The 12503-nt window shown below is 67.0% G+C and carries 8 protein-coding genes and 2 tRNA genes; 2 read left to right on the top strand and 8 right to left on the bottom strand.

Features of this window, described 5'->3' with window-relative positions; genetic code table 11:
• Positions 1-28: 28 nt before the first annotated feature.
• Positions 29-105 (bottom strand) — tRNA-Arg (locus FB478_RS09500).
• A gap of 277 nt (positions 106-382) precedes the next feature.
• On the opposite strand from FB478_RS09500, the gene FB478_RS09505 reads away from it, so the two are divergent.
• Positions 383-2215 carry a phosphoenolpyruvate carboxykinase (GTP) gene (locus FB478_RS09505; RefSeq protein WP_144600276.1) on the top strand — a complete coding sequence of 611 codons (1833 nt, stop codon included), beginning with the start codon at positions 383-385 and terminating at the stop codon, positions 2213-2215.
• A gap of 75 nt (positions 2216-2290) precedes the next feature.
• On the opposite strand, the gene FB478_RS09510 is transcribed toward FB478_RS09505, so the two are convergent.
• The 4 genes from FB478_RS09510 to FB478_RS09525 form a co-directional block, all read right to left on the bottom strand.
• On the bottom strand, positions 2291-3451 hold the full coding sequence (locus FB478_RS09510; RefSeq protein WP_018771224.1) for a globin domain-containing protein: 1161 nt from the start codon (positions 3449-3451) through the stop codon (positions 2291-2293).
• A 138-nt stretch (positions 3452-3589) separates the two neighbouring features.
• Positions 3590-4039, bottom strand: coding sequence for an Rrf2 family transcriptional regulator (locus tag FB478_RS09515; RefSeq protein ID WP_018771223.1), 450 nt, complete (start codon positions 4037-4039; stop codon positions 3590-3592).
• 15 nt (positions 4040-4054) lie between these two features.
• Complete coding sequence (locus FB478_RS09520) at positions 4055-4552, bottom strand: hypothetical protein (protein ID WP_144600277.1); 498 nt, start codon at positions 4550-4552, stop codon at positions 4055-4057.
• Between the two features lie 6 nt (positions 4553-4558).
• Positions 4559-5977 carry a phosphomannomutase/phosphoglucomutase gene (locus tag FB478_RS09525; RefSeq protein WP_018771221.1) on the bottom strand — a complete coding sequence of 473 codons (1419 nt, stop codon included), beginning with the start codon at positions 5975-5977 and terminating at the stop codon, positions 4559-4561.
• A 140-nt stretch (positions 5978-6117) separates the two neighbouring features.
• On the opposite strand from FB478_RS09525, the gene FB478_RS09530 reads away from it, so the two are divergent.
• On the top strand, positions 6118-8322 hold the full coding sequence (locus tag FB478_RS09530; protein WP_144600278.1) for an ATP-dependent DNA helicase RecQ: 2205 nt from the start codon (positions 6118-6120) through the stop codon (positions 8320-8322).
• On the opposite strand, the gene FB478_RS09535 is transcribed toward FB478_RS09530, so the two are convergent.
• The 3 genes from FB478_RS09535 to FB478_RS09545 form a co-directional block, all read right to left on the bottom strand.
• Complete coding sequence (locus FB478_RS09535; RefSeq protein ID WP_144600279.1) at positions 8246-9727, bottom strand: MFS transporter; 1482 nt, start codon at positions 9725-9727, stop codon at positions 8246-8248. The two genes, FB478_RS09530 and FB478_RS09535, sit on opposite strands and share 77 nt — an antisense overlap.
• Before the next feature lie 234 nt (positions 9728-9961).
• Positions 9962-10050 (bottom strand) — tRNA-Ser (locus FB478_RS09540).
• A 181-nt stretch (positions 10051-10231) separates the two neighbouring features.
• Positions 10232-12475 (bottom strand): prolyl oligopeptidase family protein, encoded by a 2244-nt coding sequence (locus FB478_RS09545; RefSeq protein WP_144600280.1) that lies wholly within the window; start codon positions 12473-12475, stop codon positions 10232-10234.
• Positions 12476-12503: the final 28 nt, after the last annotated feature.

Raw genomic sequence — 12503 nt, forward strand, 5'->3', positions numbered from 1 at the left:
CGCACCGGCGAGCCGGTGCGGACCTTGTTGGTGCGCCCAAAGGGATTCGAACCCCTGACCTTCTGTTCCGTAGACAGACGCTCTATCCAGCTGAGCTATGGGCGCATTCCGTGTCCCGGGAGAAGAACCGCTCTCCCCGAACCTCGAATTACTTTACGCGAGCAGGGCCCGTAGTGCCAAATCGAACCGACTGTAATCTCCGCAACTAGACCGGTATAGGTGACCTTTGTCACTTAATCGGCGCTTTTGCGGGAATAATTCCTTGATTTTCCGCGGAATTCACTTTTGGTGACCGGAGATGTCAGTCAAGCTCCCCAAAAACTCCACTGGTCCGGACCATAGCATTTAGCTCACACCGATGAACCCGAGGAAGGGAACTGCAATGGGCGATCTGGCGCAGAAGCCGCTGCTTGAGAAAGCACCCACCACACATGCTGGCCTGCTGGCATGGGTCGAAGAGGTTGCTGAGCTTACGCAGCCGGACCGCATTTACTGGGTTGACGGGTCCGAAGAGGAAAACACCCGCCTTACCGACGAGCTTGTTGCTGCCGGCACCCTGACCAGGCTCAACCAGGACCTCTTCCCGAACTCCTTCGCTGCGTTCTCCGATCCCGCTGACGTCGCCCGCGTCGAGGAACAGACCTTCATCTGCTCGGAAAACCGGCGTGACGCCGGCTTCACCAATAACTGGATGGAACCGCGGGAGATGAAGGAGAAGCTGCGCGGGCTGTTCGCCGGTTCCATGCGCGGCCGCACCATGTACGTCATCCCGTTCGTCATGGGCCACCTCGACGCAGAGGACCCCAAGTTCGGCGTGGAAATCACCGACAGCGCCTACGTTGTCGCTTCCATGCGCATCATGGCGAACATCGGCACCGAGGTCCTGGACAGGATTACGGCCACCAACGCCTTCTTCGTTCCGGCCCTGCACTCCCTCGGCGCACCGCTGGCCCCCGGCCAGGACGACGTGCCGTGGCCCTGCAACCCGGACAAATGGATTGTCCACTTCCCCGAAGAGCGCTCCATCTGGTCCTTTGGCTCCGGCTACGGCGGCAACGCCCTCCTTGGGAAGAAGTGCTACGCCCTGCGCATCGCCTCGGTCATGGCGCGTGACGAGGGCTGGCTGGCCGAGCACATGCTCATCCTCAAGCTCACCTCGCCGGAGAAGAAGTCGTACTACATGTCCGCGGCCTTCCCCTCGGCCTGCGGCAAGACCAACCTTGCCCTGCTCGACCCCACCATTGAAGGCTGGGAAGTCGAAACCCTTGGCGACGACATCACCTGGATGCGGATCGGCAAGGAAGGCGAGCTGCGCGCCACCAACCCGGAGGCCGGCCTCTTCGGCGTAGCCCCCGGCACCGGCTGGGGCACCAACCCGAACGCCATGCGCGCCATTGCCAAGGGCCACAGCATCTTCACCAACGTGGCATTGACCGACGACGGCGGCGTCTGGTGGGAGGGCATGACGGACGAGGTTCCGGCGCACCTGACCGACTGGCAGGGCAACTCCTGGACCCCAGATTCGGGCCGTCCCGCCGCCCACCCGAACTCCCGGTTCTGCACCCCCATCTCGCAGGTGGACATGCTTGCCGAGGAATACTACAGCCCGGAAGGCGTGGAGCTCTCGGCCATCCTGTTCGGCGGCCGCCGCAAGACCACCGTTCCCCTGGTCACCGAGGCACGCAGCTGGACCAACGGCATCTTCATGGGGTCCACCCTTTCCTCCGAAACCACGGCCGCAGCCGCCGGACAGGTCGGCGTGCTCCGCCGCGACCCGATGGCCATGCTGCCCTTCATCGGTTACGACGCCGGCGACTACCTGAAGCACTGGATCAGCGTCTCCGGGAAGGCCAACCCCGAACGCCTGCCGCACATCTTCCTGGTGAACTGGTTCCGCCGCACCGCCGACGGTGGATTTGCCTGGCCCGGCTTCGGCGACAACGCCCGCGTACTGAAGTGGGCCATCGAGCGGATCGAAGGGACGGCGGACGCCGTCGAAACACCCATCGGCTTCGTGCCCGCCGGCCATTCACTTGACCTCACCGGCCTTGACCTGACCCACGCCCACGTGGAGGACGCTGTCCGCGTGGACCGCGGGGAATGGGACGCCGAGCTGGCCTCCATCGAGGAGTGGTACGCCAAGTTCGGGGATTCACTCCCGGATGCCCTGCGTGCCGAGCTCGCTTCCCTCAAGGAACGCATGGCCAAGCACTAGTCACTGCTGAAGCCAGGACGGCGGCCCCGCACCTTTTTCGAAAAGGTGCGGGGCCGCCGTCGTTGGATGGCTGTTTCAGCTGGCGAGCCAGATGTCCGGGCCGAAGACCTCGTAGTGGATCTTGGTGGCCGGGATGCCGGCGTTGATGGCCTCGTTGCGGATGTTCTTCATGAACGGCAGGGGGCCGCAGAGGTAGAGGGAGGCGTCCGCCGGAAGGTCCACTTCGCGCAGGGACATGAACCCTTCCCGGGCGCCCTCCACCGGCTTCTCCAGCCACAGCTGGAGTTCCGCGCCGTCCAGGCGCTCGACGTCGTCCGTCATCTGGCTGCGCAGGGCCCAGCTGTCCAGGGTGCTTTCGGCATGCAGCACCAGGACCTGCCGGTCGGAGCCTGATTCGGCGAGGGAGCGGAGGATGGAGGCGGTGGGCGTGCAGCCGATGCCGGCGGAGGCGAGGACCACGGGGCCGTCGCCCTCCTTGAGCGTGATCTCGCCGTAGGGGTTGGAGATCTCGACGACGTCGCCCACCTGGACGGTGTGGTGCAGGACGGGGGAGACCTCGCCGCCGTCGTCCAGCTTGGTGGTGAAGATGCGGCTGGTGCCTGCATCGCCGGAGAGGGAGTACTGGCGGACCTGGCGCAGCCCGTCCGGGAGGGCCACCTTGACGCTGATGTACTGGCCGGGCAGGGCGGGGGTGACGGGGGTGTCGTCGGCCGGCTCCAGGGTGAAGGTCATGGACCCGGTTCCTGCCGGTGCCTTGGCTGCCACCCGCCAGGGCGTCCACATTTTGTCGTTGGCCTGCGCGGCGTAGAGGCCCTTTTCGAGCTTGATCAGGGCGTCCGCCATCAGCCAGTACACCTCGGTCCAGGCTTCGGCGATTTCAGGAGTGATCACCTCGGCCAGGTCCTCGGCGATGGCGGCGAACAGGTGCTCGTAGACCACCTGGTACTGCGGCTCCGTGATGCCCAGGGAGGCGTGCCGGTGCGCGATGCGCGAAAGGACAGTTTCCGGCAGGGTGCCCGGGTTGTTCACCAGATGGGTGGCGAAGGCGGCGATGCTCCCGGCGAGGGCCTGCTGCTGGTTGCCGGAGCGCTGGTTGGAGCGGCTGAACAGGCCATCCATCAGTTCGGGGTGCGCCGCGAACAGGCGGGCGTAGAAGTTGGGGGTGATGGATCCGATCCGGGAACCGACCAGCGGCAGGGTGGCCTCAATGACGGGGCGGGACTTGTCCGAGAGCATCTGAACTCCTGAGGTAGTGGCCGGGGCCTTCGTCCGGCCGGAGGAAAACTCATATTTGAAATACGAGTATTTCTGCCTCAGTTCTACACCTTGTAGAAGTTTGAAATCAAACCGGGAGCCTGCGCTCGGATAGTCGGTTCAAAGCCCTGGGCGGAGGCCGATCATCTGGAAGACCGGAGCCATTTGCCGGGCCTGGGGGAGTTCCGCGATCACCACGGAGTCCAACTCCGCATAGAAGGCTTCGCGGGCGCGGGCCAGTGCGCCGCGCAGTTTGCACTCGTTAATGAGCGGGCAGTTGCCGCCAGGCGCAACACAATCGGCAGGATCGGTGCGGGTATCAAGCTGCCGCAGGATCTGGCCCACGGAGGCGATCCGGCCCGCATGGCTGAGCCGGGAACCGCCGGACCGGCCCCGGACAACCTCAATCAGGCCCATGCTCCGCAGTTTGGCCATGGCCTTGCTGACATGGTTGTAGGGTGTGCCCACCGCGTCCGCGATGCTCTGGGTGGTGAGCAGCGTGCCGTCCGGAACGGCTGCGAGCACCATGAGTGCTCGCAGGCTGACGTCAGCGAAGGCATTGATCTTCATGGCTGCGGGTCCGGTCTAGTCCACCCAGATCGCAGGCTCGCTGGCGTCCGCGCCCAGTTCACCGAACTCCCAGGACTGTGTGGTTGCGTTGGCGGAGTATGGCAGCACGGCCGCAAACAGGGATCCGTCGCGGTGTTCGGCGGCCACATGGATGGCGTCCGAATCCTCCTCCACCAGCAGGATGTCGCAGACCACCGCGGCGGCGCGGAAATCGTCCCGGTTCTGGCGGAGGAGGGCCTGAAGGTCGTGGATCATGGCATCCGCGTCGAAATCCCCGTCCGCGCCGTCGGCGGCATCAGCAGGCGAGACGGCCACCAGCCGCACCTCGCCGTCGTTCTGGACTGTCAGCGCGAAAGGCAGGAAACCGCCGTTGCGCTGGAGCTGCTCCTGGGCCGCGCTGACGCCCGTGCCCAGGAGGTTCTCCAGGTCAGTTGCCGTGGCCTCGGAGACGGAATCGCGCCAGCTTTCCTGCCCGCCGGTTCCGCCTGCTGCCTGCCCCGTGTGGTCAGCCATCCGCTGTTAGGCCCGCACCAGGGACAGGACGCGGTCGCGGATGCGTTCCATGGTGGCCCGGTCCGTTGCCTCGGCATTGAGCCGCAGGAACGGTTCGGTGTTGGAGGGGCGGAGGTTGAACCAGTAGCTGCCGTCGTTGGCCGTGAACGTGCTGCCATCCATGTTGTCCACGGTGAGGTCCTCGTCCGCGAAGGCCTGGCGCACCCGCTCCACCGCTGCGGGCTTGTCCTCCACCTCGGAGTTGATCTCGCCGGAGCTGACATACGGCTCGTATTCGCGGGCCAGCTCGGAGAGCGGGCCGTCCTGCTCGCCCAGGGCTGCCAGGACGTGCATGGCGGCCAGCATGCCGGTGTCAGCGTTCCAGAAGTCGCGGAAGTAGAAGTGGGCGGAGTGCTCGCCGCCGAATACTGCGCCTTCCTTTGCCATGACTGCCTTGATGAAGGAGTGGCCCACGCGCGTGCGGACGGCGCGGCCGCCGTCGTGCTCCACCAGTTCGGCGACGGCGCGGGAGGTCAGCAGGTTGTGGATGATGGCGGGCTTTTCCTCGCCCTGGGCCTTGGCGCGGGCGATCTCGCGGCGGGCCACCATGCCGGTGATGGCCGACGGCGAGACGGGCTCGCCCTTCTCGTCGATGACAAAGCAGCGGTCGGCGTCGCCGTCGAAGGCCAGGCCGATGTCCGCGCCGTGTTCGATGACAGCTGCCTGCAGGTCGCGGAGGTTTTCCGGCTCCAGGGGGTTGGCCGGGTGGTTGGGGAAGGAACCGTCCAGTTCGAAATACAGGGGAACGATATCGAAAGGCAGCTTGGGCAGCAGCGCGTCACCCAGGACGGCCGGGGTGGTCAGGCCGGCCATGCCGTTGCCTGCATCCACCACCACCTTCAGGGGGCGGGACGCGGAAAGGTCAACGAGCTTGCGGAGGTACTCGGAGTAGTCCTTGAGCACGTCGCGGACACTGATGAGGCCGCGCGTGCCGCCTGCGGGGATGGACCCGGAGTTGAGGTACTGCTCCGCGAGGGCCTGGATCTCCTTGAGGCCGGTTTCGGAGGAGATGGGGACGGCGCCCGCCTTGGCCATCTTGATGCCGTTGTATTCGGCGGGGTTGTGGCTGGCGGTGAAGGTGGCCCCGGCGCGGTTGAGGAACCCGCAGGCAAAGTACAGCTCATCGGTGGAGATCAGGTCCAGGAGCTCCACATTGGCGCCGCGGGCTGCCGCTCCGTTGGCGAAGGCCTTGGTGAACTCGGGGGAGGAGGGGCGCATGTCCCCGCCCACCACGATGGTCTGGCCTTCGAGCTGCAGGACATCCACGAACGCGGCCCCCACGGCTTCGACGATTTCGGCGGTGATCGACTCGCCTACAATCCCACGGACGTCGTAGGCCTTGAAGGATGCCGAAAGGTCAAATGTCGTTGTCTGTTCGCTAGTCACGGGCTTTATCTTACGTGGGCAGCGCTTCCGGCCAATGTGGATTGGGGAGCTCTTTCGTAACAGGTCCGCTTTGCGGCCGGCTTTCCACATAGCAGCCCGCGGCTGTGCAGGGTGTCGGAGGGTGCTGGGATACTGAACCAATGGCCGATAACCAGTACACGTCCACAGTTTCCGCTACCGCCGTTGCAGACATGGCAGCTCCCGGCGCACCGGGCACCGCCACCCATGCCGAAGCGCTTGAGGTCCTGCGGGGCCTGGTGGGGCACCCGGACGCGGTCTTCCATGACGGGCAGTTTGAGGCCATTGAGGCACTGGTCGACGGCGGGCGGCGGGCTTTGGTCGTGCAGCGCACCGGCTGGGGCAAGTCGGCTGTGTACTTCGTGGCCTCCCTGCTGCTGCGGCGCCGGGGCGCCGGGCCCACGCTGATCGTCTCGCCGCTGCTTGCCCTGATGCGGGACCAGGTGGCCGCCGCCGCCCGGGCCGGGGTGCGTGCCGTTGCCATCAACTCCGCCAACCAGCTGGAGTGGGACGCCGTGCGTGGCCAATTGGCCGCCGATGAGGTGGACGTCCTCCTCGTCTCGCCGGAGCGGCTGACCAATCCCGCGTTCCGCGAAACCCAGCTGCCCGAACTGCTCCGCCGGACCGGCCTGCTGGTCATCGATGAAGCCCACTGTATTTCCGACTGGGGCCACGACTTCCGCCCCGACTACCGCCGGATCGCGGACCTCATCATGCGGCTGCCGGATTCCGTCCCGGTCCTGGCCACCACCGCCACGGCCAACTCACGCGTGGTGCACGATATCGAAGAGCAGCTCGGTGAGGGAGTCCTGACCATCCGCGGCTCCCTGGGCCGTGACTCGCTGCGGCTTGGTGTCCTGTCGCTCCGTGACTCCAAGGAACGGCTGGGCTGGCTGCTGACCCACCTGGCCGATCTTCCGGGCAGCGGGATTATTTACACCCTTACCGTTTCCGCGGCCGAGGACACCGCCCGCCTGTTGTCAGAAGCGGGGCACAACGTACTCGCCTACACCGGACGGACCGATCCCGCAGACCGTGAACGGGCCGAGCAGTTACTGAAGGACAACCAGGTCAAGGCGCTGGTGGCCACGTCTGCCCTGGGGATGGGCTTCGACAAGCCCGATCTTGGCTTCGTCGTCCACCTCGGTGCGCCGTCCTCGCCCGTCGCCTACTACCAGCAGGTGGGGCGTGCCGGACGTGGTGCCGCCAACGCGGACGTCCTGCTGCTCCCGGGCGCGGAGGACCGTGAGATCTGGCAGTACTTCGCCACCGCGTCCATGCCGTCCGAGGAGAAGGCCGGAGCCGTGCTGACGGCCTTGGCTGAAGCCGGAACCGCCCTGTCAACCGTGGCGCTGGAGGCCAGGGTGGACCTTCGCCGCACGCCGCTTGAGCTGTTGCTGAAGGTGTTGTCGGTGGACGGGGCGGTGGAACGGGTCGGCGGAGGATGGCGGTCCACCGGCCAGCCCTGGGTTTATGACGCGGAACGCTACGGCCGCATTGCCGAGGCACGGGTGGACGAGCAGGACTCCATGGTGATCTACCAGGACACCGCAGGATGCAGGATGGAGTACATCACCTCGGTCCTGGATGACGAGACGGCCCGTCCCTGCGGGCGGTGCGACAACTGCGCCGGCCGGTGGTTCCCGGCAGACGTGGCAGCCGATGCCACGGCGGCGGCCGGCCAGACCCTGAGCCGGGCCGGCGGCGTCCTTGAACCGCGTCTTCAGTGGCCCAGCGGGATGGACCGGCTGGGAGTACCGGTGAAAGGAAAGCTCAAGCCGGCAGAGGGCCTTTCGGAGGGACGTGTCCTGGCCCGGCTGACCGATCTGGGGTGGGGCGGTGCCTTGCGGGAGCTGTTTGCCGCCGGCGCGGAGGACCGGCCGGTGGATCCCGGCATGCTCCAGGCCTGCGTGCAGGTCCTGCGCGAATGGGGAACCGGCGATGCCCGGAGCCCGGGCTGGAGCGGCGCGGGCAGGCCGGCCGCCATCGTGGGTATGCCGTCCCGCAGCAAACCGCAGCTGGTGGGCTCGCTGGCCAGGGGGATTTCCGAGATCGGGCGCATTCCCTACCTTGGTGATCTGCAGCCGGCGCACGGCGGTCCCACCGGCGGACGCGGCGGAAACAGCGCTTACCGGCTGGCGGGCGTGTGGGACAGGCTGGTGGTGGGCCCGGAGCTCGAAGCCGCCCTGCAGTCCGTCCAGGGCCAGACGGTCATGCTGATTGATGATCTCGCCGACAGCCGGTGGACCCTTACCGTCGCGGGGCGCGCCCTTCGGCAGGCCGGGGCGGGAGCGGTGCTTCCCCTGGTTTTGGCCCAGGCCGGCTGACGGCTGCCCCCGCATGGCGGGGGAGCAGGATGCTGTCCGCGGTGCTGGCCAGCATCAGGACGGCCATTGCCACAAAAGCGCCGCGGAAGGGCCCGGCGGGGTCCTGCGGTCCGAGGGCCAGCCCGTCAAAGGTCCGGATAAGCAGGGCTGCCACCGCGATACCCGAGCCGGTGGCCAGCTGTACCAGGGTGGCCGACACCGTGTTGGCGGAGGTCAGCTGTGCCGGCGGAATGTCGGCGTACTGCACGGAGGCATAAGCCGAGAAACCGATGGAGCGGAAGGCCCCGCTGCACACCAGCAGCACAAACATCAACGCCTCAGGGGTCTGCGGTGTCAGCAGGGCACAGAGGGCGAAGGTGACGGCGGAGGCCACTGATGCGAACACCAGCATTGCCTTGAAACCGAACTTCCGGATCAGCGGGGTGGTGGCCGGTTTGATCCCGATATTCCCAATGAACACGGCCGCCACCAGCGCCCCGGCATGCAGGGGAGACCAGCCGAACCCGGTCTGGAACATCAGGGGCAGCAGGAACGGCACTGAACTGATGGTGACCCGGTATATGAACCCGCCGGTGGCCATAGCCCGGAAGGTCCGGGTGCGGAAGACCTGCAGGTTGAACAGCGGATGGGGAGTCCTGCGCATCCAGAACACGGCCCCGGCCAGGGCGGCAACCCCGGCGGCGGCACTGATCCCGGCCCAGGGCAGTTCAGGATGGCTGCTGGCCAGTTCCAGACCGGCCACGAGTGCGCCCACCCCCACCGTGGTCAGTGCCATTCCGGGCCAGTCCAGCCGCCGGTGCGGATCTCCCGGAGCCGGGGGGACCAGGCGCAGGGCGGCAGCAAATGCGGCGGCACCAAGGGGAATGTTCACCAGGAAGATCCAGTGCCAGGAAAGATACGTGGTGAGCGCGCCGCCTACCAGCGGCGCGAGGACGGGTGCCAGGAGCCCGGGCCACACCAGGAAGGCGGTGGCACGCAGTAATTCGGATTTCGGCGTTCCGCGCAGGACCACCAGGGTTCCCACCGGCACCATCATGGCCCCGCCAACGCCCTGGGCGATGCGGCTCAGCGTCAGCGTGGCAAGGTCCTGGCTGAGGGCGCAGGCCAGGGAAGCGAGCGTGAAGATGGCGATGGCCGCGCAGAAGATCCGCCTGGCGCCGAACCGCTCCGCCAGCCAGCCGCTGATGGGAATGCCGACGGCTACCGTCAGCAGGTACGCGGTCATGGTGATGTTGACGTCGGCGGCGGGGATGGCGAAGTCCGACGAAATGCTGGGAATGGCCGTGGTCAGGACCGTGCCGTCCAGGAATTCCATGAAGAACGTTGCCGCCACCAGAAGCGCCAGGCGTGGATTCCATGCCGCCCGGCCCACATCCGGTTGGTTTGAGTTGCTGCGTGCCGCCATGCGCTAATCCTGCCACTGCGGCAAAGCCTGCGCGCCCAGCGTCCGGCTACCGGACAGCGTTTTCCGCGGACCGGGCCCACGCCCGGCGTTTTCCGCGGACCGCGCCCACGCCCGGCGTATCAGAAGCTTGTTCGCGTTTCCGAACCTTCAAGGCGCTGATTCGCGAACGGGCTTAGGACTGGCCAAGGGCACCCTGAAACGCAAAAGGCCCCGGTCCAGGACCGGGGCCAAACGCGGAGACGGGGGGATTTGAACCCCCGGTCGAGTTTAACCCCGACCCTTCATTAGCAGTGAAGTCCATTCGGCCGCTCTGGCACGTCTCCAATTGCTATTCCTAGCCCACCAAGGATACGCAGATCCGGCCATGCAGTGCAAAACGGTCCCCGCCACGGCCGCGGGCCGCGGCCCCGGCGCCCTATGGCAATCGTTGCCCGGGGCGGACGATGCGGATTTCCGGGAGGCCGGAACCGGCCCTCCGGACAGCCAGCCAGGGGCCCACGCCGGTCAGCCTGCCAGCGCCTTCCACAGGAAGTGCTGGCTGCGGGCCTGCAGCGCGGCAGCCTGCCGGTTGTCCGAGGCGCCAGCATGGCCACCCTCCAGGGCTTCGTGGAACCAGACGTTGGGGATGCCCATGGCCAGCATCCGGGCTGCCATCTTCCGCGCCTGCACGGGGCCAACCCGGTCATCGGAGGTTGCCGTCCAGATAAAGGTCTCCGGGTACTCCACCGCGTCCTTGAGCAGGTGGTAGGGCGAGAAGGTCCTGATGTACTCCCACTGTTCGGGAACGTCCGGGTCACCGTACTCGGCGATCCACGAATGCCCGGCGGAGAGCTTGGTGTAGCGGCGCATGTCCAGCAGGGGCACCCCGCAGGAGACGGCCCTGAACAGTTCGGGGTACCTGGTGAGCATGTTGCCCACCAGGAGGCCGCCGTTGGAGCCGCCCACGCAGCCCAGGCGGCGGGGCGAGGTGACGCCGCGGGAGATGAGGTCCCGTGCCACGGCCGCGAAGTCCTCGTAGGCCCGGTGCCGGTTTTCCTTCAGTGCCGCCCGGTGCCAGGCGGGCCCGTACTCCCCGCCGCCCCGGATATTCGCCACCACGTACACTCCGCCGCGGGAGTGGGGCGCCTTCCCGCCGTCGCCGCCGGACAGCGTGGTCCGCCGCTCCAGCCATGCCCGGCCCACCGTGCCGCTGTAGGCCGGCGTCCGCGAAACCTCAAACCCGCCGTAGCCGGACAGCTGGGTGGGGTTCTGCCCGTCCAAAGCCAGCCCCCGCGGAGCAATCTGGAAATACGGAACCCGGGTGCCGTCGTCGGACACTGCGAAGTGCTGCTCCACTTCATAGTCAGTGTCGGCAAAGAACGACGGCGAGGCCTTGATTGCCGCATGCCGGCCCCCCACGCCGGACGTCCCGGCGCTGTGGTGCTCCAGGGTGCCGCGCATGAGCGTGGTGGGGGTGGTGAAACCGGTGGCGACGAGCCAGAAGTCGTCGCCGGCGCCGCCGTCGGCTGGTCCGTCGTCCTCGTCGTCCACGGCGTAGGCATTCACGTCATGCAGCGGTGGGCAGGCGTCAAGGAGGGTGGCCGCCCAGCCGCAGTCCGTGGTGCCGGCGGGCCTGGATGGATCCAGGACCCGGATTTCCGAGGAAACGTCCCTGAGCAGGTTCAGCAGCAGGAAGCTGCGGGTCCAGCTCCAGGACTGCAGCGATGTGTGGTCATCGGGGGTGAACAGCACGGTGAGCTGCCGGCTCCCGGCGAGGTAGTCCTCGAAGTTTGCGGCGAGCAGGGCGCCGGAGGGGTAGGTGGTTCCGTCGAGGACCCAGTCCTGTTGCGGGCGGAAGAGCAGCCATTCCCGGTGCGCGCTGACGTTGACGTCGGTGGGCACATCGATCGGCGTCCAGTCACCGTCCCGGAGCACAAAGTTGGTCCGGTTGAAGAAGTCGATGTAGTCAACAGCGAAGGTGCGCTCAAATCCGGGTGTGGAATCGTGCGCCGCGACGGCCATCATGTGGTCCTCCGGCACGTCGAAAAGGCGCGGGGCAGCGGCCAGGGAACCGCCGCGTTTGAGGGTCACCGCTGTGCGGGCGTAGGACGACGCGGTCTTGGGCAGGCCTTCCGCGGTGGAGGAAACCAGGAGTGTGTCGGCATCCAGCCACGACACGTTGCCCTTCGCCGTCGGCAGGTCGAACCCGCCCCGGGCGGGGTCAACGAAGCCGCGCGCCTCGACGTCGAACTCGCGGTAGCGGTTCGCGTCGCCGCCGTCGGGGGACAGGGCCAGCAGCGCCAGCCGGTAGGGGGCTCCGGCCGCGGGGCGCAGGAACGTGGCGCCGTGGAACACCCACTCTTCGCCTTCGGTCCGGGACAGCTCGTCCACGTCCAGCAGGACGTCCCAATCGGGGGAATCGGTGAGGTAGCTCTCCCAGGTGGTCCGCCGCCACAGGCCCTTGGGGTTCTGGCTGTCCTTCCAGAAGTTGTAGTACCACTCGCCCCGCTTGCCCACCATGGCAATCCGGTCCGTGGAGTCCAGGACCTCCAGGATGCTGGTCTCCAGTTCGGCGTACCCGGCGTCCTCCAGCAGGTCCTCGGTCCGGGAGTTCTGCTCCCTGACCCAGGCCAGCTGTTCCTCGCCGTAGATGTCCTCCAGCCACACATTCTCGTCGACGGGCACGGGCGCAGTTCCCTGGGATGCGGTGCCGGAGGTGTCCTGGCCGGGGCCGGGAGCGGAGGCTTGATCAGCTGCTGTGGTGGTCATGCGCCCCATCCAAACAACATCCCCCGAG

Source organism: Arthrobacter sp. AG367 (assembly GCF_007828995.1).
GTDB lineage: Bacteria > Actinomycetota > Actinomycetes > Actinomycetales > Micrococcaceae > Arthrobacter.